The sequence below is a fragment of the Lachnospiraceae bacterium oral taxon 096 genome (genome assembly GCA_018141845.1).
Taxonomy (GTDB): Bacteria; Bacillota; Clostridia; order Lachnospirales; family Lachnospiraceae; genus F0428.
This window is the reverse complement of record CP073340.1, coordinates 1,518,259-1,539,240: the sequence shown is the minus strand read 5'-3', so window position 1 is coordinate 1,539,240 and position 20,982 is coordinate 1,518,259. Positions and strand designations below refer to the sequence as shown.

Sequence of the window (20,982 nt, the reverse complement as noted above, 5' to 3'; positions counted from 1 at the left end):
TTTTAACTTTCCTCACTTCTCTCTCGAATAATAAATCTGAGGGCCGTCCCTCTAAAGCCAAAGGACTCCCTGATGCGATTTTCCAAATATCTTTGATAAGAAAAATGCATCAAACCCTTATTATTGACAAATATCACAAATGTTGGTGGTTTTACTGCCACCTGTGTGGTGTAAAAAATCTTTAGACGCTTGCCCTTATCCGAAGGTGGTTGTTGCATCACTGTGGCCTCCGTAATAATTTCGTTGAGCACACCAGTCTGCACACGAAGGGTTTGATTTTCTCTAACCATATCAATTAACTCAAACATCTTATTCATTCTCTGACCAGTGAGTGCAGAGATAAAAACAAATTCTGCATATTGCATAAAAGAAAGGACTTGCTTAATTTTATTGGTAAACTCATAGATGGTCTTGTCATTTTTTTCAATCGCATCCCATTTGTTGACAGCCACAATAATGCCCTTGCCTCTTTCGTGGGCAATGCCCGCAATCTTTGCATCCTGCTCAGTCACACCCTCTGTGGCATCAATTACTAAAATAACCACATCGGCACGCTCCACTGCGGTGACGGTGCGAATAATGCTATATCGCTCTAGGTCTTCCTTTACCTTACTCTTTCTTCGCAACCCTGCGGTATCAATAAAGACATAGTCTTGTTTATTGTATCGAACAACCGTGTCAATCGCATCTCTTGTTGTTCCCGCAATATTGGAGACAATCACTCGATTTGCCCCCGTAAGTTTATTGATCAAAGAACTTTTTCCAACATTTGGCTTTCCAACAACCGCAATTCTTGGACGATCATCTTCCTCCGCATCCTCTAGCATTTCCTTTGTAAAATGGGCACTCACTGCATCGAGTAAGTCACCAATTCCCAGTCGAGAAGCCGCCGATACAGGAATGGGGTCTCCAATACCCAAATTATAAAACTCATAGACATCATTTCCATACTTTGCCATGTTATCGACCTTATTGACGGCTAAGACCACTGGTTTTTTTGACTTTCTGAGCATATCGGCCACCTTAAAGTCTGCATCCTGAAGTCCCTGTCGAACATCGGTAATGAAGACGATCACATCGGCTGTATCAATGGCAATCTGTGCCTGTTCTCTCATCTGGGAGAGAATAATATCGGAACTTTCTGGTTCAATTCCTCCAGTATCAATCAAAGTAAAATACATATCAAGCCAAGTACAATCTGCGTAAATTCGATCCCTTGTCACGCCTGGCGTGTCCTTGACAATAGAAATCGCCTCCCCCGCAATTACATTAAACAGTGTGGACTTTCCTACATTTGGGCGCCCCACCACCGCTACTACAGGTTTACTCATCTTTTTCTCCTTTATTCTTCAGTATAAAAGCCCTCGTCTGAAAGCTCATAGGCATTGTATTGCACATTCTCTACATACGCTTCATTGGCAATCGCTCTTACTAAGTCATAGCCAGAACTTCCCACAATTACTGTCTTTACACCAAGCCTTTTCTCCACATCTTCTCTTGTGTAGTCATCAAGAAATGTCTCCTCGCCACTTCGAAACATATTCACAGGCAAAAGCAGGCGTTTACCCAAATCCTGATCCTTTAATTGAGCCATAATATCTGTTGCCGTCACCAGACCTGAAACTGTAATTTGCTCGCCGAAAAAATCATTGCGAATGGGAAAAAGTGATACCTTCTTATCAGGCAAAACCTTGCCAATTTCCTTCAATAACTCAGAGATAATAGGTGCTGGCAATGTCCCTGTGGCAATGGACAGTTTTTCTGCCTTGTGGTCTGTCTCTATTTTCCCATGATTAAGTTCTACAATGGCATCCTTTACTTCCTCAATTAAAAGCCGAAGCATTCCCACGCCATTTTCAAGCTGAATATAGCCATCATATTGTTCCTCCTGTGGAATCTCCTTTCCCGCCAATAAATAAAACTCATCGCTGGCCTGAACAAAGTGACTGCCACATTTTTTCATTGCCTTTTTTTGTATCTCTTCAATAATGCCAATAGTCTGTATGGCACTGTCTTTGTCAATTGGCTCAAGTGGCTTTAATCCCTTTCGAAATTTTGTCATTCCCAGTGGTACCACAGAAACGGACTCCATCACTGGAGCATACTTTAATAAATCATTGAGTGTATGTTCTAACTCTTTTCCATCATTATAGCCTTTACACATCACAATCTGGCCATTCATTGGAATGCCCCTTTCATAGAGCTTATCTAAGTACTTGAGGGCTTCGCCCGCAAAGCGATTGTGCAACATCTCACAGCGCAATTTTGGATTGGTCGTATGTATTGAAATATTGATGGGTGCAAGATTAAAATTAATAATTCGCTCAATATCCTCGTCCTTCATATTGGTCAGAGTTACATAATTTCCCTGCAAAAAAGAAAGTCTGGAATCATCATCCTTAAAATAGAGTGTCTCTCGCATTCCTGGTGGCATTTGATCAATAAAACAAAATACACATTGGTTGGTGCAAGTCTTATAGTCACTCATTAATCCCGAATCAAATTCTATACCAAGGTCCTCGTAGTCATTTTCAATATCCAATTCCCAAAGCTCGCCATCTGGCTTTTCAACGAGCAAAGTGACTTCCTCAGCATTGATATAGAATCGATAATCCAACACATCCTTTAATTCATGTCCATCAATCGAAAGCAATCGATCCCCCACCTCAATCTCCAATTCTTCTGCAATTGAGCCTGGTGCAACAGAAGCAATTCGATGTCCCTTATTTTCCATAAATCCTCACCTTTCCAAATCCCTGTCTCTTTATCATACCAATTTGTCTATTCTTTGTAAAGAATAGAGCAACTATTTCTTGACGCACACCCTGTCAAATGTTATAAATGAGTTGACACTAACAAGTTACATTAAGGAGAAGAGAATGTCGAATCAATTTGTTTTTAATGATCGTCTGCCGATCGGACCGTTGAAGATTGCAGCACTGAATAGCTGCAAAGATCTTGCAAAAGATGTGAATGATATCATTGTTTCTTTTAGAAAAAATGATATGGAAGCATTGAAGAATCAGCCAGAAAACCTACACTACCGTGGTTATGAGGAAGAAAACTATCTCTTAAAGTTACAAACCCCTCGCTTTGGTTCTGGCGAAGCAAAAGGACAGATTGATGAATCCGTACGTGGTGCCGATGTCTTTGTGATGGCTGATGTCACAAACTACTCGCTCACCTACACGCTCAATGGTTTTGAAAACCACATGTCCCCTGATGATCACTATCAGGATCTAAAAAGAATTATTGCTGCTTGTATTCCATCTGCGCACAGAGTCAATGTCATTATGCCATTTCTCTATGAGAGCAGACAGCACAAAAGAACCAAGAGAGAATCCCTTGACTGTGCAAGTGCTCTCCAAGAGCTCGTTGATATGGGTGTCAGCAATATTATCACCTTTGATGCACATGATCCTCGTGTGCAGAATTCAATTCCACTTCATGGCTTTGATAATTTTTCGCCAACTTACCAATTTGTAAAGACCATTTTTGAAAATATTCCTGACCTAGTGATTGACAAGGATCACTTAATGATTATCAGTCCAGACGAGGGTGCAATGAATCGTGCCGTATACCTTGCCAATAACCTCAAAGTGGACATGGGTATGTTCTACAAGCGCCGTGACTATTCCAAAGTTGTTGATGGGCGAAATCCGATTATCGCTCATGAATTTATCGGTGCGAGTGTTGAGGGAAAAACTGTCATCATCATGGATGATATGATTGCCTCTGGCGAGTCAATGTTTGATACTGCGAGACAATTAAAGCAAAGAAAGGCCGCACGTGTCATTATTTGTGCAACCTTTGGTCTCTTTACGAATGGTCTAGAAAAGTTTGATGAGGCTCACAAAAATGGTGACTTTGACTATGTATGTACCACCAATTTAAATTACAGAAAACCAGAACTTTTGACCAAACCATGGTATTTAGAGGCAAATATGAATAAATATCTTGCGGCCATCATCAATTCCTTTAATCATGATGTGCCAATCGGCAAGGTTTTATCCCCTACAGATAAAATTCAAAAGTTTGTCAATAAATTAAATCACTCAGAAGAACCTGACACAGACGAATAAATGATAAAAGGGGGTGTGAAAAAACTCGATTGAGTTTTTTCGCATCTCCCTTTTTTTATCATTCAATCAATGCCAACATCGCCGCGAGATTTCCCCGCTCTGCTCCCATTGTGCGGTGGGAATAGAGTCTAGTGCTATTGCAATGTGTGCAAATATTACTCGTATGAATATTTTCTGGCAAAATTCCTGCCTTTTCTAAAATCATCTCATTGGCACGCCAAAGATTTAAATGGCAATGATCGTTGACATAGGGCGTGAGGATCTCTTTGACATCTCCAGCCTGAAATTCCTGCTCAAATCTCTTGCCAAGCTCTTTGCTAATTTCATAGCAATCGACACAAATTCCAGGTCCAATGGCCGCAATAATATCTCTAGGTTTGCTGCCATAACATTCGATCATCTTTTCCACGGTGATGCGCCCCATCTCTTTAATGGTTCCTCTCCACCCAGAGTGTGAAAGACCAATCGCTCTTTTTACTGGATCGACAAAATACAAAGGAATACAGTCCGCATAGAAGGTCACGAGGGTAATTCCTGGCACATTGGTCACCATTCCATCAATATCTGGGATTCTTTCTTTTGTTATACCAAGACCTAAATGCTCCTTTTTCACCTGCAAGACATTTGTCGTGTGCGTTTGGTCAGAAAGCACAAAAGAATTTTCTCCAACACCAATGGCCCTAGCCATTCGTCTGTAATTTTCAAGGACATTTTCCCTTTTCTCTCCTGGCTTTGTAAAGCTTAAATTCATACTCTCATAGACACCTGTGCTGACACCGCCTTCCTTTGTCGAAAAAGCATGACGCACACCGATATCTTCAAGTGCTGGAAAATACAGATAAGGCACACCATTTTCTGCCACCCTCTCTACAATCTCCATCTTTTTATCTGTTCTTATCCATTGATCCATTCAAACACATCCTTTTCCCAAGTCCACTCATTTCCACAAATACCAATACAATCAAAGCGCATGGGCATTTCTTCTATCTGCCTTTCATAGATATATTGCCTTGCCCCTTGATAAATTCGCCTTGCCTTTTTCTCATCCACAGCCTCCAGTGGCATACCATAGCAAAGATTTTTTCGGTATTTGATTTCACCAAACACCAAGGTATCACCATCAAGAAAAATAATATCGATTTCTGCCCTCTTTGTGCGATAATTCATCTCTACAATGACACAGCCTCTTTGTTGCAAAAACTGGGCAGCCTTTTTTTCGTATTCACTGCCAATGGTTCGCCGATTCATTCCTTTTCTTTGTCCTTTACAATTTTTCCAATAAAGGTCTTTCTATGAATTTCACAAGCCCCCTTCTCCTTGAGTACCTTCACATGCTGGGGCGTGCCATAACCTTTGTGCTTGGCAAATCCATAATCAGGATAGAGCGTATCATATTTTCCCATCAACTCATCTCTTGTCACCTTGGCTAGAATACTTGCTGCTGCAATACTTACACTCCTAGCATCTCCCTTGACAATGGGCACTTGAGGAATATCCACCTCTGGAATGGTCACCGCATCATTGAGCAAGAGGTCTGGTTTGACTTGAAGTTGATGGATGGCCTCCCGCATGGCCTGATAGGTCGCCTGCAAAATATTGATTTCGTCAATCACCTTGTGATCGACAATGCCAATGCCATAGGCGATGGCCTTTTGCTTAATTTCTACAAATAGGGCATTTCTCTTTTTTTCGGAGAGCTTCTTTGAATCATTTAAAAATAAAATTTCCTCATCTCTTGGCAAAATCACCGCCGCTGCCACCACAGGCCCTGCCAGTGGACCTCGCCCTGCCTCATCAATCCCACAAATATAGTGATATCTGGCATATTGATGTTCAAACTCACGCATTTTTTCCAGTCGCTCTCGCTCTGCCTGCAATTTTTCTTCCTTCAACACTGCCATACTACGCCTCTTCTTCCTGACTCTTTTGCGGCCATTCCAATGTAATTTTTCCAAGTTTTCCTGAGCGAAATTCATTGATAAAAATACTTGCGGCCTTATCATAATCATACTCATTTCCCTTAATTATACAGCCACGCAATTTGGCAATCTGAATCAATGCCTCATGCTCATCCATATCTTCAATTTCAAATCTTTCTCTCAAAATCTCTGGTCGATTGGCTAAGAACCAACGAATTAACTCTGTTCCCAACTCTCTTGTGTCTATAATCATATCATTGATGGAGCCAATAAAAGCAATCATCTCTCCGACATGTTGGTCTTCAAATTTTGGCCACAAGATTCCTGGTGTGTCCAAAAGTTCGACGGATTTATTGAGTCGAATCCATTGGTTTCCTTTCGTAACTCCTGGCTTATTTCCCGTCTTTGCAGTGGCCTTTCCTGAGATGGAATTAATCAATGTGCTCTTTCCTACATTGGGAATTCCTGTCACCATAGCTCGAATTGGACGATTTAAAATACCACGCTTTCTATCCCTTTCTTTCTTTTTTTCACACGCCTTGTCAATACTAGCCATCAACTTTTTTATGCTCTTTTTTTCTCTCGAGTCCATCATTAGACATTCATAGCCAAGTTTTTGAAAATACTCCTCCCACTGCCGATTTGCTCGTTCATCTGCAGCATCTGCCTTGTTCAGAATGATCAATCTCGCCTTTCCCTGTCCCAGTTGGTCGATATCTGGATTTCTTGTTGAAAGCGGTGCCCTCGCATCCGTCATCTCGATAATTAAGTCGATAATCTTGACATCCTCAGCCATCGCACGCTTGGCCTTGGTCATATGTCCTGGATACCATTGAATCTTCATTTTTTCTCCCCCATCACCGAATAAAGCCAAAGCGAGAAATTTTTCCGATTCTTAGCCAAACCTTTCCCACAATGTCTTTTCGCTTTACATTTCCAATACTATCAAATCTTGAATCCTCACTGGATTCCCGATTATCTCCCAATACAAAATACTCATCTCTTCCCAAGAACACTCCACTCGATGCCAGACCGGAGAGTGAAGCGTCGCCATATTTTCCGCCTAGTTGTTCGCCATCAATATAGACTTTTCCACCTTGAATTTGTACGGTCTCCCCTGGAAGTCCAATAATCCGCTTAATATTGGTGCGACCATCAATAGAGCGAAATACCACCACATCATAGCGAGATGGTCCTGTAACTCCATATTTCAAGCGGTCCATCAGGGCGTGTTCTCCCGAAAGGAGCACTGGCTGCATCGACTGCCCTGTATTTGTAATCTGTTTTCCAAATGAAAACACACTAAACCACGCCAATGCAATGACAACAAAAATCATGGCAATGGTGTCCAATGTCCTCACAAAAATATTGCTTTCTTCTCGATAGAAATTCATCTTTTCTCCTCAATACGGCAAAAGGGGGGACGATTGTCCCCCCTTTTTGTACAAAAATTATCGAATAATCTCTTTAACCTTTGCTGCCTTACCAACACGATCACGAAGATAATTCAATTTTGCTCTTCTTACCTTACCTCTTCTGATTACTTCGATCTTATCAACAAAAGGAGAATGTACAGGCCATGTCTTCTCGACACCAATACCATTTGAGTTCTTTCTCACAGTGAAAGTCTCTCTTGCTCCGCCGCCCTGTCTCTTCAAAACAGTACCCTCGAAGATCTGAATTCTCTCTCTGTTTCCCTCTTTGATCTTGTTGTGTACTCTTACTGTATCACCAACAGAAAACTCATGTGTTGCTCTTAATTGTGTTGCTTCAATACTCTTAATAATCTCGTTCATTGTGAACCTCCTGCTTTTCATTTGACATTCTTTCGTTCATTCTTTTTTCGAACCAGAGGAACATCGCTTAATAACGCACCTATCTTAGCACACTTCATTTGAAAGTGCAAGAATTATTCTATATTTTGTTCTTCTTTTAACCTCTGTAAAATTTCAACATCCTTCTTGTCAAGGTTGGCATTCTCCAATAACTCTGGTCGTCTCTGCAAAGTCCTCAACAGCGATTGTTCTCTCTGCCATTTTGCAATATTTTTGTGATGTCCACTCAAAAGAACAGGGGGAACTTTTAGCCCTGCATACTCCTCAGGTCTTGTATATTGTGGATACTCAAGCAAGTTGTCTTCAAAGGATTCAAAATCTGCACTCTCATGATTGGTCAGCACCCCTGGCACCATTCGACTAATGGAGTCAATCATCACCATCGCTGGCAATTCTCCACCAGTTAATACATAGTCCCCAATGGAGACGCTCTCTACATTTAACAATTCCAGTGCTCGCTCATCCACGCCCTCATAGTGACCGCATAAAAAGACGAGATTTTCCTCTCTTGCTAACTCCTTGGCCAAACCTTGATTAAAGACCTTTCCCTGTGGTGTCATATACAAAACCTTGGGTCTTTTTCCCAACTTCTTAGAAAGTTCCTCATAGGCCTCACAAATGGGAGCTGCCTGCATCAACATTCCTGCCCCACCCCCATAGGGATAGTCATCGACATGGCGATGCTTATTATGAGCATAATCTCGGATATTGATTGCCTCAACTTCAATTAAATTTCCCTGCTGTGCCCTGCCAATAATACTTTCTTTTAATACCATCTCCATCATCTCTGGAAATAGAGTCAAAATATGAAATTTCATTTCTTTCTCCTACAAATCGAGTAAACCCTTCAGTAAATGCACAACAATCTTTTGATTTTCTAAATCGACATCGAGAATGCATTCCTTGATATAAGGAATGAGCACATTTTTCTTTTCCATCTTGACTTCCATCACTTGATTGGCTCCCGTTGGAAAAATATCTTCCACAACGCCGAGCTCTTTTCCCTCATCCGTAACCACCAACAGTCCAATCAAATCGGCAATATAATTTTCATTCTTTTTTAAAGGTGTTGCATCCTTTCTGTCTACGAAAAGATCTGCATTTTTATATTTTGCCACCTCCTCTGGGGTGTCAATGCCCTTAAACTTACAAATCACCATATTCTTAAAGTACTTGACGCTCTCAATTTCCAGTTCCTTTGCCTCCCGCATACTTTTCATATGGACTTTTTTTAATTTTGAAAAGCGTTTTGGATCGTCTGTTGTCGGATAGACCTTCGCCTCTCCTCGCACACCATGTGGACTTGTAATCACACCCACTCGCAATTTTTCTACCATTATTTCCTCCAAAAAAATGAGGACTCAAGCGTGGAGTCCCCATTTCTAACGAATATCAACTATTACTTTTTTTCCTTCCCTAGAAGATGCTGCCTTGACAACATTGCGAATCGCACTGGCAATTCTTCCCGATTTGCCAATCACTCTCCCCATATCTTCAGGTGCAACATGAAGTTCCACGACAATTGAATCTTTTTGTTCTGTCTGTGTGACAACTACTTTTTCTGGTTCGTTTACTAGTGCTCTTGCCACCACTTCTACAACTTCTTTCATAGCTGTTCCCCTATGCTACTGGCTTACTTTTGGATATTTGCTTCCTTCAAAAGCTTTGCAACTCTCTCTGTTGGCTGTGCACCGTTAGAAAGCCACTTCTTTGCCAATTCCTCATCAAACTTGATTACACTTGGCTCCTTTGTTGGATCATAGTAACCAACTTCCTCGATAAACTTACCATCTCTTGGAGATCTTGCGTCTGCCACAATAATTCTGTAAAAAGGTGCCTTCTTCTGTCCCATTCTCTTTAATCTCATCTTTACTGCCATTGTTGTATTCCTCCTAAAATCTTTCTGTTTTAAAACATACCACCTGGGAGCTTAAATTTTCCTCCCATCAGGCCACCAAGACCGCCACCACGTTTCTTGCCACCTGTAAGACCAGACATCGACTTCATCATCTTCTTCATCTGGTCAAATTGCTTCACAATGCGATTGACCTCCGCAATGTCCACACCCGCACCCTTTGCGATGCGATTCTTTCTTGACGGATTCAAAATGGAAGGATTGGCTCTTTCCTGTGCCGACATACTCAGCACAATCGCCTCAATCCTAGCCACTTGCTTGTCATCAACTTCAGCTAAGGCATCTGCCTTTGCTCCCATACCAGGAAGCATTCCCAACAGTCCATTGATGCCACCCATCTTTTTTAATTGTTGCATCTGCTCCAAGAAATCATTAAAGTCAAACTCTGCCTTTTTGATTTTCTTAGAAAGCTCCTTGGCCTTTTCCTCGTCATACTCAAGCTCGGCCTTTTCAATCAAGGTGAGGATATCCCCCATACCAAGAATTCTGCTCGCCATTCGATCTGGATGAAATTGCTCCAAATCGGACAATTTTTCGCCCATACCGACATAGAGAATGGGCTTTCCTGTCACTGACTTAATAGAAAGTGCCGCACCACCACGGGTATCACCATCCATCTTTGTCAAGATGACACCATAGACATCCAGACGCTCATCAAATGTCTTTGCCACATTGACAGCATCTTGACCTGTCATCGCATCGACGACAAGCACACTGTAATCAATATTTACATTTTCCTTGATTTGCACAAGTTCATCCATCATACTCTCATCAATGTGCAAGCGACCTGCTGTATCAATAATGACGATGTTGTTCTTGTTCTTTTTGGCATGCTCAATCGCTGCCTTTGAAATATCGACTGGAGAATGTGTGTTTCCCATCGTAAACACAGGTACCCCCTGCTTTTCTCCATTGATCTTTAATTGCTCAATTGCTGCTGGGCGATAGATATCACAGCCGACAAGCAGTGGCTGGTATCCCTTGGCCTTAAACTTTCCCGCAAGCTTTGCCGCTGTTGTCGTCTTACCAGCACCTTGAAGACCCACCATCATAATCACGGTCATCTCGCCTGCTGGCTTAATTGTAATTTCTGTCGTCTCTGCACCCATCAGTGCGATCATCTCTTCATTGACAATCTTGATGACCTGCTGTCCTGGTGTCAGTGAGTTCATGACATCCTGTCCAATTGCTCTTTCCTCGACGGCCTTAATAAATTGCTTGACAACCTTAAAGTTGACATCGGCCTCTAAAAGTGCGAGCTTGACTTCCTTCATCGCTGCCTTGACATCATTCTCTGAGAGTCTTCCTCGCCCCCTCAAATTCTTAAATACATTTTGAAGTTTCTCTGATAAACTTTCAAATGCCATATCGATCTCCTATAATGCAAGTATTTCCCTAGAAATCTTTTCGACCTCATTCATCAAACGATCATCTTTGGTCTCATGAAACTCTGTAGAAATTCTGTGTATTTGCTGTACCAATGCTTTCGTCTGTTCAAATTTATTGACTAGACCCAATTTTTCCTCATATCCTTGCAGTAACTTATCGCACCGGCGAATCAAATCGGATATGCCCTGTCTGGATATGCCCTCATCTCTGGCAACCTCGCTAATCGAATAATCATTAAAGACCACTTCCTCATAAATACGCCTTTGATGTTCAGTTAAAAGCTCTCCATAGAAATCATATAATAAGCTCTGATTTACAATATCTTCCATAAAATCACCTCTGCTATAGTAAAGCAAAAGTGATATCTTGTCAAGTATTTTTACTTGACACTTTTTTTCTTTCTATTCTGCCTAATCTTTTCTGCCTCAGCATTGATATACATTGGCATGGTCTTTGAGTAGGCAAACTTTTGTGCACTGTAAAGGCCATAATAGCCAGAGAGTGTAAAGCTCACTGCTACCGCAATGGCATAAAAAGCCAGTCCAGAACCTCCGCAGAGTTCCAATCCCATAATCAATGAGGCAATCGGACAATTTGTAACCCCCACAAAGCAGGCCACCATTCCGCAGGCGGTAGAAATCTGTGGCGGAAGACCAATGAGTGTGCCAAAAAAGCATCCAAAAGTCGCCCCAATAGTAAAGGTCGGCACAATCTCTCCTCCCTTAAATCCGCCACCAATGACAATGCTCGTCATCAGCATTTTCATAAAAAATGCCTCTGGTCTTACCTTTCCCTCCATGCATCTTTCAATCAATGGAAAACCGCCGCCACAATAGTCCCTTGTTCCAATCAATAAAGTCACGCCAATAAAAAGGAGTGCTGCAACCAAAATGCGGACACTGGTCTTCTTTATTTTGTGGTATTGATGTTCTGCCCCGTGCATCATTACGCAAAAGGCAATGGAGACAATGGCTGTCGCTGCGGAAAGCACAATCAACAGTAAAACCGTCTTAATATCCCAATTTGGAAGACTCTCCACAACAAAACGCTCTGGAGCTACGCCCCAAAATGGAGCAACGGCCGCAGCAATATAGGCAGAAAACAGGCAGGGAATCAATGCAGCGTAGTACATCACCCCGACACTAAAAATTTCCATAGAAAAAATTCCTGCTGAAAGTGGTGTGCCAAAGAGAGCCGAAAAGCAGGCACTCATTCCACACATCACGACTATATTTCGGTCAAGTTGATTGAGCTTAAAAATACGTGCAAATAAATTTCCAAGGCTTCCACCAATCTGAAGAGCCGCACCTTCTCGTCCCGCCGACCCACTGCCCAAATGGGTGAGCACAGAAGAGACAAAAATGAGCGGTGCCATCTTCGATGTAATCTCTTCTCCTGTAGAAATAGAGCTCAAAACTAAATTTGTTCCTCTCGGTGCATCCGCCCCAGCAAAATGATATAAAAATACAATAATTAAACCACAGATGGGCAGTAAAAACAGTGCATAGCTGTGCCCCATCCAAAAAGTAGTGGCAAACTCAATGGCACGTGCAAAAATTGCACCCACTGACCCCACTGAAGTTCCAATCAAAATTGAAATTATGGACCACTTTATAAAGTAGTGCACATTTCGATAGAGCGAAGTCTCCTTAAAATTCTCATCAATTCTTGGATGCTGTGCATCAGTCTGTATAAATGCCAGTGGATTTAACAACTTTCGGACGATATCCCTCATCTTTTAACCTCTTAACAATCATTTTCTTGTGTTCTGTTCCAAACGCCTCTAAGGTAATCTTTAATTCAACAGCTGCATTTCGATTGATGCTAACAAATTGATTGTGCTCTAGGCGAATGACATTGCCCTTTTCCTCCGCCAAAAGTGCAGAAACCTTTGCAAGCTCACCTGGCTTATCTGGAAGAAGTACCGACACTGTAAATACTCGGTCTCTTTGAATCAATCCATGTTGAATCAAAGAAGCCATCGTGATGACATCCATATTTCCACCACTGAGAATCGAAACAATCTTTTTGTCCTTGACCTCTAGATGCTTTAATGCTGCAACTGTCAAAAGACCTGAATTTTCAACAATCATCTTGTGATTTTCAACCATATCAAGAAAGGCCACAATTAACTCATCATCTTCAATGGTGATGATATGGTCAACATTTTTTTGAACATATGGAAAAATAGTCTCTCCTGGCTTTTTCACCGCTGTTCCATCGGCAATGGTATTGGCACTTGGCAAAGTCACAACTTGACCAGCTTCAAGGGAAGCCTTCATACATGCTGCATTGGCAGGTTCAACGCCAATCACCGTAATATTGGGATTGAGCATCTTTGCCAAGGTAGACACCCCTGTAATCAGACCGCCACCACCGACAGGGACAAGAATAATATCAACGGTTGGAAGTTCCTTAATAATCTCCATTGCAATGGTTCCCTGACCTGTTGCCACTTCCAAGTCATTAAATGGATGAACAAAGGTTGCTCCTGTCTCATCAGCAATGCGATATGCTGCTGCACAGGCTTCATCAAAGACATCCCCCTCAAGTACAACCTCTGCACCATATCCCTTTGTTCGATTGATTTTCATCAATGGCGTAGTGGTTGGCATACAAACCGTTGCCTTAATCTTTGCAAGCTTTGATGCATAGGCAACACCCTGTGCATGGTTTCCTGCACTGGCTGTGATAATGCCCTTTTTCTTGTCCTCATCAGGAAGCTGTGAAATCTTATAGTAGGCACCGCGCACCTTATAGGCACCTGTTCGCTGCATATTTTCAGGCTTTAAGTAGACCTTATTTCCCGATTGTTCAGAGAAAAACTCACTAAATACAAGTTTTGTCTCTGCCGTCACCTCCTTTACAATTTCACTTGCCTCTTCAAACTTTTCTAGTGTCAACTTATCCATTTTTTCACCCTTCCTATTCGTCAATTTCTTCTTGTATTTCTTCTTTTACCTCATCATCAGATTCAAACAAGGCATTGACAAATTCCTCTGAATTAAACTTTTGTAAGTCATCTAACTTTTCACCCACACCAATGTATTTCACAGGTATGCCAAGCTCAGCCTGAATAGCCACGGCAATTCCTCCCTTTGCTGTTCCATCGAGCTTTGTGAGCACAATTCCTGTAATATCCGCAACATCCTTAAACTGTCTTGCCTGTTCCAAGGCATTTTGTCCTGTCGTGCCATCTAAGACAACCAAAGTCTCTCGAAATGCTCCCTCGTATTCCTTGTCAATAATGCGATTGATTTTTCTCAACTCCTCCATGAGGTTCTTTTTGTTGTGCAATCTTCCTGCTGTATCGACAATTAAGACATCTACATTTCTTGCCTTTGCTGCCTGACAGGCATCATAGACCACTGCTGCTGGATCAGAACCCTCATTTTGTGCAATCATATCCACACCACTTCTCTTGCTCCACTCGGCAAGCTGATCAATGGCAGCTGCACGGAAGGTATCGGCAGCGACAATCAGCACTCGCTTGCCCATCTCTCTCAACTGGGCCGAGAGCTTGCCCACAGAGGTAGTTTTTCCCACCCCATTGACTCCAATCATCAAAACAACTGCCTTTTGATTTTCAAAGGCATAGGCATTTTCGCCAAGATCCATTCTTTCCTTAATTGTCTCAATTAAAATTTGCCTGCAATCTGCAGGATTTTTAATTTTGTCCGCCTTTACACGAGCTCTCAATTCCTCAATAATATCTGTCGATGCACGAATGCCAATGTCGCCCATAATTAGGGTTTCTTCAAGTTCTTCATAAAAATCCTCATCAATGACATCATAGCCCAAGAATACGCTCTCAATACTATTGACTACCTTATTTCTTGTCTTAGCCAAGCCTTCGACAAGTCTGCCAAAAAATCCCTTCTTCTTCTCTTCCATATTTCCCCCTAGGTTAAACTATCTTCAATTAAATTTACAGAGACCAATGTGGAAACGCCTTTTTCCTGCATAGTAATGCCATATAAGCGGTCGGCCGCGACCATCGTTCCCCTTCGGTGTGTAATCACAATAAATTGCGTGTGATCTGTCAATTTATGTAAATATTTAGCAAAGCGGTCGACATTGGAATCATCCAGTGCCGCCTCAATCTCATCGAGCAAGGCAAATGGTGATGGCTTTAAATTCTGAATAGCAAAAAGTAATGAAATTGCAGTCAAAGCCTTTTCTCCACCAGAAAGTTGCATCATATTTTGCAATTTTTTCCCCGGTGGCTGAGAAATAATGCGAATTTCCGCCTCCAAGATATCACTTTCCTCATCTAAAATTAGCTTTCCATGTCCACCACCAAATAGCTCTTTAAATACAACATCAAACTCTTTTTGTATCAATCCAAATTTTTCGGCAAATTGCTGTCGCATCCCTAAATCTAAATCTTGAATTACCTTTAAGAGATTTTTTTCTGCCTCCACAATATCATTGTGCTGAATGCTCATCTGCTCATATTGACCAAATACCGCTTCATATTCATCAATCGCATTGACATTGATATTTCCAAGTAGGCGAATGTCCTTGTGCAATTTTTCCATATGCTTTCGTATATGAAAAAGATCACAAAGCCCCTCATCCCTAAGTTTCTGTGCTCCCTCCTTGGTCAATTCATACTCATCCCAAATATGCTTCACTAAACTTGTCTGATCATCTTTGCTCTTTTCTAGTTGACTCGTCAGTCGCACAAAATCTTTATCCAGTGCTCTCTCCCGCTCAGCAATCTCTTCGTGCTGATCAAAGAACTTCTTTTGTTTGCTCTGATATTCTTGCTTTTCCCTTGACTTTTTATCGAGTACCTCTCTTATCTTTTCCACCTGGGCCAACAGAGTCTCTCTCTCCACTTGAAGATTTTCTATCTCTTTTTGCCTTGTTGCAATTTTATCTCTCGAGCCCTTTTCGCTCTCATCAAATCCTTCTTTTTCCTCCATCAATTGACGCTTTTCTGTCTCCACTCGCTCTGCATTGACATTGGCAAAGACCATCTGTTGCCCAAGCTTTGAAAGGGAAAGTTCTATTTTCGCCATTTCCTCCCTCGTCTTCTCCTGCTCACTCTTCTTTTCATCGAAATGATGCAAGAGTTCTTGAACATCTTGATCAATTCCTTGGCTGTGGTCATCGATCCTTTCAATATCTTCTTGAATCAACACCTTTTCATTTTCAAGCTCCTTTGCCCGCTTTAAAAGAAGTCTGTTTTCTTTTTCCATATCCTTTGTCGAATGACTAATTTCCTCTATTTGCTGATCGAATCCCCGAATATCCATATCTAGGGTATTTTTTTCAATGAGCTTTTCCTGAACTTGGCTTCTTATCTGCTCCAATTGCTTTTGAATGGACAAAATCTCTTCCTGACTCTTTTTTAGTCTTTCTTTTTGGAGATTCCATTTCTCCTTTGCCACAAGAAATTGATTTTCTAACTCTTCAATTTCTCTCTTTCTTCCCAAGAGATTGTTAGAATTTTTAAATGCACCGCCACTCATTGCTCCACCTGGGCTAAACTGCTCTCCGTCCAATGTCACAATGCGAAGTTCATAGCGATACTTTCTCTCCATCGCAATGGCTCTGTCAATATTTTCTACCACCCAGATATTTCCCAGCAAAGATTGAATGAGTGGCTGATACTCCGACCTCGTGCGAACGAGCTCACTGGCCATTCCAAGAACGCCCTCTTCTTGTCGCACATTCTCATCTTTTCCGCTCCCCCTTTTGGGAATGGCTGTCAATGGCAAAAATGTTGCCCTTCCATAGCGATTCTTCTTTAGATATAAAATCAGCTCCTTTGCTGTTTCTTCATCCCTAGTGACTACATTTTGAATGCGACCGCCAAGTGCGGTTTCAATAGCTTGCTCATATTTCTGTTCGCTCTCTATCAAATCTGCCACAACGCCACACACGCCTTCAGACTTTTTCTCCATGACACGGCGAATGGCATTGCCATAGCCCTCATAGTGTTCAGCAATATTTTGCAAAGTTTCAAGTTTTACACGGCAGTGTTGCACCTGTTCTTGAAGCACTGAAAATTCTCTTTCTTCCTCAACCTTTTTTTCTTCTCTTTCGTGCAAAGAATGCAAAAGGGTTTGCTTTTGCCCTTCCAATTGGTCAAGCTTTTCCTCCAAAGAAGAAAGCAGTGCCATTTTTTGTTCTCTCTTCATTCCAATGGCACTTTCTTTTGACTTTACCTTCAGTAATTTTTGTAATACCTCACTACTTCGCAATCGAACTTGTTCCAAAAAAGAATCCATCTTTTGCTCTTCAGCAATTAATTTCGCACGCTTTTCTTTGTAATCGAGATGGCTCTGCTTTTGGGCCTCCACAGCCTCTTGTATCCTTGCAATTTGTCCATCTATTTTTTCCAAGGCAAGCAATACCTTCTTCTTCCTCTGTTCAAGCTCTCTTTGCTCGCTTTCAATGTTCTCCTTTTCGGATTGAAACTTTGTAAATCCTTCCTGCTTTTGGGAAATCTCTGCATCAATGGTGCAAACTCTTGTGTGGATATGTTCGATGTTTTTCTCTTCGCTCTTTACTTGCTCTCTCAATACATCGATTTGACCAAATAACTCTTTTTCTCTGACATTGGAAAGTGCAACTTTCTCCCTATTCGAAGTCAACAAAATATCAATATTGGAAATTTCCCTCTCCATCCGCTCATAGGAAGCCTTTAATTGCACAAGCCTTGACTTTGTCTCATTGACATCGCCCTCTATTATTTGCTTTTTTTCTTCTAAGCTCTGTATGCGTGTCGAAATTGCATCCATCTCACAAAGAAAATAGTTGACATCATAGTGCTTAAGTTCATCCCTCAATCGAAGATATTCCTTTGCCTTTGCCGATTGCTCTCTCAAAGGGCCAACCTGTTTTTCTAACACAGACAAAATATCTTTGATACGCACAAGGTTTGCCCTCTCGCTCTCCAATTTCTTGCTCGCCAAGGTCTTTCTTCGCTTGTACTTGGTAATTCCTGCCGCCTCATCAAAGAGCTCTCGCCTTTCCTCCGGTCTTCCATTTAAAATTTTGTCTACTTGCCCCTGACCAATAATAGAGTAGCCATCTTTTCCAATTCCTGTGTCATAAAAAATTTCTTGAACATCCTTTAGCCTACAAGCTGAACCATTGATTTGATACTCACTCTCGCCCGAACGATAGAGCCGCCTTGAAACCTTTACTTCGTCAAAGTCAATACTCAGTGCTCGGTCCGCATTATCGAGTGTTATCGCAACATAAGCAAATCCCTGTGGTTTTTTTAATTCTGTCCCCGCAAAGATAACATCTTGCATATTCCCACCACGAAGCTGCTTGGCACTTTGCTCTCCAAGTACCCAACGCACAGCATCAGAAACATTGCTTTTTCCTGAACCATTCGGTCCAACAATACCTGTAATTCCGTTGTGAAATTCAAACAGGATTTTATTGGCAAAAGACTTAAATCCCTGCACTTCAATCTTTTTTAGATACATTTACCTTCCCCAATATCTTCAATGTCTCATAAGCTGCAAGTTGCTCCGCATTCTTCTTGCTTGTGCCACTAGCCCTTGCATATTCCTTCTCATCAACAAAGACAGCCACTGTAAATATCTTTTGATGATCTGGTCCATGCTCAGAAATAAGGACATACTCCACGCTCTGTCCCTCCTTTTGCACCTCTTCTTGCAAGATCGTCTTGCTATCATAAAAGAATTGTTTGCCCTCAATATCGCTTAGGATAAATCGGTCAATCACCTCTTTTGCACTAGCAAAACCACCATCTAAATAAATGCCACCAATCAGGGCCTCAAACGCATCAGAGACAATGCTCGCACGACTTCTTCCTCCCGTGGCTTCCTCTCCCTTTCCCAGTAAGAGATACTCTCCGAGGTGAAATTGCTCTGCACAATAGGCAAGTGCTGGCTCACACACAAAACTTGCCCTAATTTTTGTCAAATCTCCCTCTGGTTTATCTGCATAGAGTTTAAAAAAGAACTCACTGCTGACAAGTTCAAGCACAGCATCGCCCAAAAATTCCAATCGTTCATTTGATCCAGCTCTTCCCAATCGCTTTTCATTTGCATAGGAACTATGGGATAGTGCATGTTCTAAGAGTGTCACATCATGGAAGTGATAGCCAATGGCTCCTTGTAACTCCATCAACTTTTTCTTCACTATTTTCCTCACTTTCTAAAATGGGAAGCCACATATCGGCGGATATGTGACCTCCCTACATCTGGTCAAATTAGTTTGTTGCATTCTTAATTTGCTCGACCGCATCGGCCACAGAAGTAATGTTTTCTGCAACTTCTTGCGGAATTTCAATATCAAATTCCTCTTCAATCCCCATAATAATCTGGAAAATATCTAGGGAATCCGCACCAAGGTCGTCGACAAATGTGGAGTCCATTGTAATCTCATTCTCATCGACATTTAAAACCTCGGCCACAATTTTTTTTAACTTCTCAAATTCCACTTTTTTATCCCCTTATTTCCTTTCCTCTGCAGTCTCTACTAGGCTGTCTCTTATGCATTCATTAATTCTTTCTTCCTTAAACTTGACACATTGTAAAACCGAATTGCACACTTCCAATGCCTTGGAATTTCCATGTGTCTTGACAACCAATCCCTTTAATCCAAGTAATGGTGCTCCACCATATTGACTGGCATCAAAGGACTTTAATGTCTCCTTCAAAGAAGATTTGATGAGCAATGCACCAATTTTTGTCTGTAAGTTTTTTAGGAGTGCTCCCTTAATTTTTTTGAGCAATGTATCCCCAAGTCCCTCATATAATTTTAAAATAACATTTCCTGTAAAGGCCTCACAGACAATGACATCTGCACCTCCCTTTGGAATTTCTCTCGCTTCAATACTTCCAATAAAATGGATGTCCTTTAGCTCTTTGAGCAGTGGAAATGTCTCCTTGACCAATGCATTGCCCTTTTCCTCCTCTGCACCAATGTTGACAATGGCCACACGAGGATTTTTAATTCCGACAACCTTTTCCATATAGATAGATCCCATTCGAGCAAATTGCACAAGATGACTTGGCTTGGCATCTACATTTGCTCCGCAATCAATGAGGAGAGAAACGCCTGTGGCTGTTGGGATTACGGGTGCCAATGGGGGTCTTTCCACTCCTTTAATTCTCCCCACAATCACTTGTCCGCCGACCAAGATTGCACCTGAACTTCCCGCAGAAACAAAGGCATCCGCTTCCCCATTTCGAACAAGCTGCATACCGACCACAATAGAGGAGTCCTTCTTACTTCGAATTGCGGCCACTGGGGGCTCTCCTGTCTCAATCACCTCTGTGGCTGGCACAATCTCTACTCTCTCCTTTGGATAATCCTTTCCCTCCAGATAATGTGCAATTGTCTCCTCTACGCCAACCATCTTTACTCGTATGTTCGGGTTCTTCTGTAAGGCATCAAGACCACCCTGAATGATTTCGTCTGGTGCATGATCTCCGCCCATTGCATCTAATGCTACTGTTACCATGTCTCACCTCTATATTCTATATTGTCGCGACAAATTCATAATATACGATAATGAAGCAAATATCAATAAGTATTCAGAAAAAAATGCCGACCACCAATTGCATAGTCTAACAATTGGGGTCGGCACATTTTTACGCTTAATCAATCCACTATTCAACTGTAACGATCTCACGCTTGTTGTATGTTCCACAGTTCTTGCAGACTCTGTGAGGAAGCATAAGCTCTCCACACTTTGGACACTTTGCAAGACTAGCAACAGACATCTTCCAGTTCGCTCTTCTTTTATCTCTTCTTCCACGAGAAGTCTTATTCTTTGGACAAATTGACATGAAAACACCTCCTTGCGTCCTGATTACGACTTTTATATTATACAGACGACA

23 protein-coding genes are annotated in these 20,982 nt (G+C 41.7%); 1 reads left to right on the top strand and 22 read right to left on the bottom strand.

Features of this window, described 5'->3' with window-relative positions:
- Positions 1–2 precede the first annotated feature (2 nt).
- Positions 3–1,331: a ribosome biogenesis GTPase Der gene (gene der / locus J5A74_07645; protein QUI95258.1), complete on the bottom strand. Its 1,329-nt coding sequence runs from the start codon at positions 1,329–1,331 to the stop codon at positions 3–5.
- A gap of 11 nt (positions 1,332–1,342) precedes the next feature.
- Positions 1,343–2,734, bottom strand: a complete 1,392-nt coding sequence (locus J5A74_07640) for a DUF512 domain-containing protein (GenBank protein QUI95257.1) — start codon at positions 2,732–2,734, stop codon at positions 1,343–1,345.
- Positions 2,735–2,879: 145 nt separating this feature from the next.
- On the opposite strand from J5A74_07640, the gene J5A74_07635 reads away from it, so the two are divergent.
- Positions 2,880–4,082: a ribose-phosphate pyrophosphokinase gene (locus J5A74_07635; GenBank protein QUI95256.1), complete on the top strand. Its 1,203-nt coding sequence runs from the start codon at positions 2,880–2,882 to the stop codon at positions 4,080–4,082.
- A gap of 58 nt (positions 4,083–4,140) precedes the next feature.
- Here J5A74_07635 and pgeF read toward each other — a convergent pair whose 3' ends face one another.
- The 20 genes from pgeF to rpmF form a co-directional block, all read right to left on the bottom strand.
- The gene (pgeF, locus tag J5A74_07630; GenBank protein QUI95255.1) at positions 4,141–4,992 is read right to left on the bottom strand and encodes a peptidoglycan editing factor PgeF; all 852 of its coding nucleotides are present in this window, start codon (positions 4,990–4,992) and stop codon (positions 4,141–4,143) included.
- The gene (locus tag J5A74_07625) at positions 4,977–5,330 is read right to left on the bottom strand and encodes a YraN family protein (GenBank protein ID QUI95254.1); all 354 of its coding nucleotides are present in this window, start codon (positions 5,328–5,330) and stop codon (positions 4,977–4,979) included. Before J5A74_07625 ends, pgeF begins: the two co-directional genes overlap by 16 nt.
- A complete protein-coding gene (locus tag J5A74_07620; GenBank protein QUI95253.1) occupies positions 5,327–6,058 on the bottom strand; it encodes a ribonuclease HII in 732 nt (243 codons plus the stop codon). The genes J5A74_07625 and J5A74_07620 overlap by 4 nt, the downstream gene beginning before the upstream one ends.
- Positions 5,985–6,845: a ribosome biogenesis GTPase YlqF gene (ylqF, locus tag J5A74_07615; protein ID QUI95252.1), complete on the bottom strand. Its 861-nt coding sequence runs from the start codon at positions 6,843–6,845 to the stop codon at positions 5,985–5,987. The genes J5A74_07620 and ylqF overlap by 74 nt, the downstream gene beginning before the upstream one ends.
- A gap of 13 nt (positions 6,846–6,858) precedes the next feature.
- Positions 6,859–7,395, bottom strand: coding sequence for a signal peptidase I (lepB, locus tag J5A74_07610; protein ID QUI95251.1), 537 nt, complete (start codon positions 7,393–7,395; stop codon positions 6,859–6,861).
- Positions 7,396–7,452: 57 nt separating this feature from the next.
- Entirely contained in the window at positions 7,453–7,797 is a 345-nt protein-coding gene (rplS, locus tag J5A74_07605) for a 50S ribosomal protein L19 (GenBank protein ID QUI95250.1), read from the bottom strand.
- A 113-nt stretch (positions 7,798–7,910) separates the two neighbouring features.
- Complete coding sequence (gene trmD / locus J5A74_07600; protein QUI95249.1) at positions 7,911–8,654, bottom strand: tRNA (guanosine(37)-N1)-methyltransferase TrmD; 744 nt, start codon at positions 8,652–8,654, stop codon at positions 7,911–7,913.
- Between the two features lie 9 nt (positions 8,655–8,663).
- Positions 8,664–9,173, bottom strand: coding sequence for a 16S rRNA processing protein RimM (gene rimM / locus J5A74_07595; protein QUI95248.1), 510 nt, complete (start codon positions 9,171–9,173; stop codon positions 8,664–8,666).
- Positions 9,174–9,218: 45 nt separating this feature from the next.
- The gene (locus tag J5A74_07590; protein ID QUI95247.1) at positions 9,219–9,446 is read right to left on the bottom strand and encodes a KH domain-containing protein; all 228 of its coding nucleotides are present in this window, start codon (positions 9,444–9,446) and stop codon (positions 9,219–9,221) included.
- A 23-nt stretch (positions 9,447–9,469) separates the two neighbouring features.
- Positions 9,470–9,715: a 30S ribosomal protein S16 gene (rpsP, locus tag J5A74_07585; protein ID QUI95246.1), complete on the bottom strand. Its 246-nt coding sequence runs from the start codon at positions 9,713–9,715 to the stop codon at positions 9,470–9,472.
- 29 nt (positions 9,716–9,744) lie between these two features.
- Positions 9,745–11,118 carry a signal recognition particle protein gene (ffh, locus tag J5A74_07580; GenBank protein QUI95245.1) on the bottom strand — a complete coding sequence of 458 codons (1,374 nt, stop codon included), beginning with the start codon at positions 11,116–11,118 and terminating at the stop codon, positions 9,745–9,747.
- Between the two features lie 9 nt (positions 11,119–11,127).
- Positions 11,128–11,469: a DNA-binding protein gene (locus J5A74_07575; GenBank protein ID QUI95244.1), complete on the bottom strand. Its 342-nt coding sequence runs from the start codon at positions 11,467–11,469 to the stop codon at positions 11,128–11,130.
- Between the two features lie 50 nt (positions 11,470–11,519).
- The gene (locus tag J5A74_07570; GenBank protein QUI95243.1) at positions 11,520–12,875 is read right to left on the bottom strand and encodes a chloride channel protein; all 1,356 of its coding nucleotides are present in this window, start codon (positions 12,873–12,875) and stop codon (positions 11,520–11,522) included.
- Entirely contained in the window at positions 12,823–14,052 is a 1,230-nt protein-coding gene (locus J5A74_07565) for a threonine ammonia-lyase (protein QUI95242.1), read from the bottom strand. The genes J5A74_07570 and J5A74_07565 overlap by 53 nt, the downstream gene beginning before the upstream one ends.
- A gap of 13 nt (positions 14,053–14,065) precedes the next feature.
- Positions 14,066–15,034, bottom strand: coding sequence for a signal recognition particle-docking protein FtsY (gene ftsY, locus J5A74_07560; protein QUI95241.1), 969 nt, complete (start codon positions 15,032–15,034; stop codon positions 14,066–14,068).
- Between the two features lie 8 nt (positions 15,035–15,042).
- Positions 15,043–18,594: a chromosome segregation protein SMC gene (gene smc, locus J5A74_07555; protein QUI95240.1), complete on the bottom strand. Its 3,552-nt coding sequence runs from the start codon at positions 18,592–18,594 to the stop codon at positions 15,043–15,045.
- The gene (rnc, locus tag J5A74_07550) at positions 18,575–19,276 is read right to left on the bottom strand and encodes a ribonuclease III (protein QUI95239.1); all 702 of its coding nucleotides are present in this window, start codon (positions 19,274–19,276) and stop codon (positions 18,575–18,577) included. Before rnc ends, smc begins: the two co-directional genes overlap by 20 nt.
- A gap of 70 nt (positions 19,277–19,346) precedes the next feature.
- Entirely contained in the window at positions 19,347–19,577 is a 231-nt protein-coding gene (gene acpP / locus J5A74_07545; protein ID QUI95238.1) for an acyl carrier protein, read from the bottom strand.
- A gap of 12 nt (positions 19,578–19,589) precedes the next feature.
- The gene (gene plsX, locus J5A74_07540) at positions 19,590–20,603 is read right to left on the bottom strand and encodes a phosphate acyltransferase PlsX (GenBank protein ID QUI95237.1); all 1,014 of its coding nucleotides are present in this window, start codon (positions 20,601–20,603) and stop codon (positions 19,590–19,592) included.
- 148 nt (positions 20,604–20,751) lie between these two features.
- The gene (rpmF, locus tag J5A74_07535) at positions 20,752–20,931 is read right to left on the bottom strand and encodes a 50S ribosomal protein L32 (protein QUI95236.1); all 180 of its coding nucleotides are present in this window, start codon (positions 20,929–20,931) and stop codon (positions 20,752–20,754) included.
- Positions 20,932–20,982 lie beyond the last annotated feature (51 nt).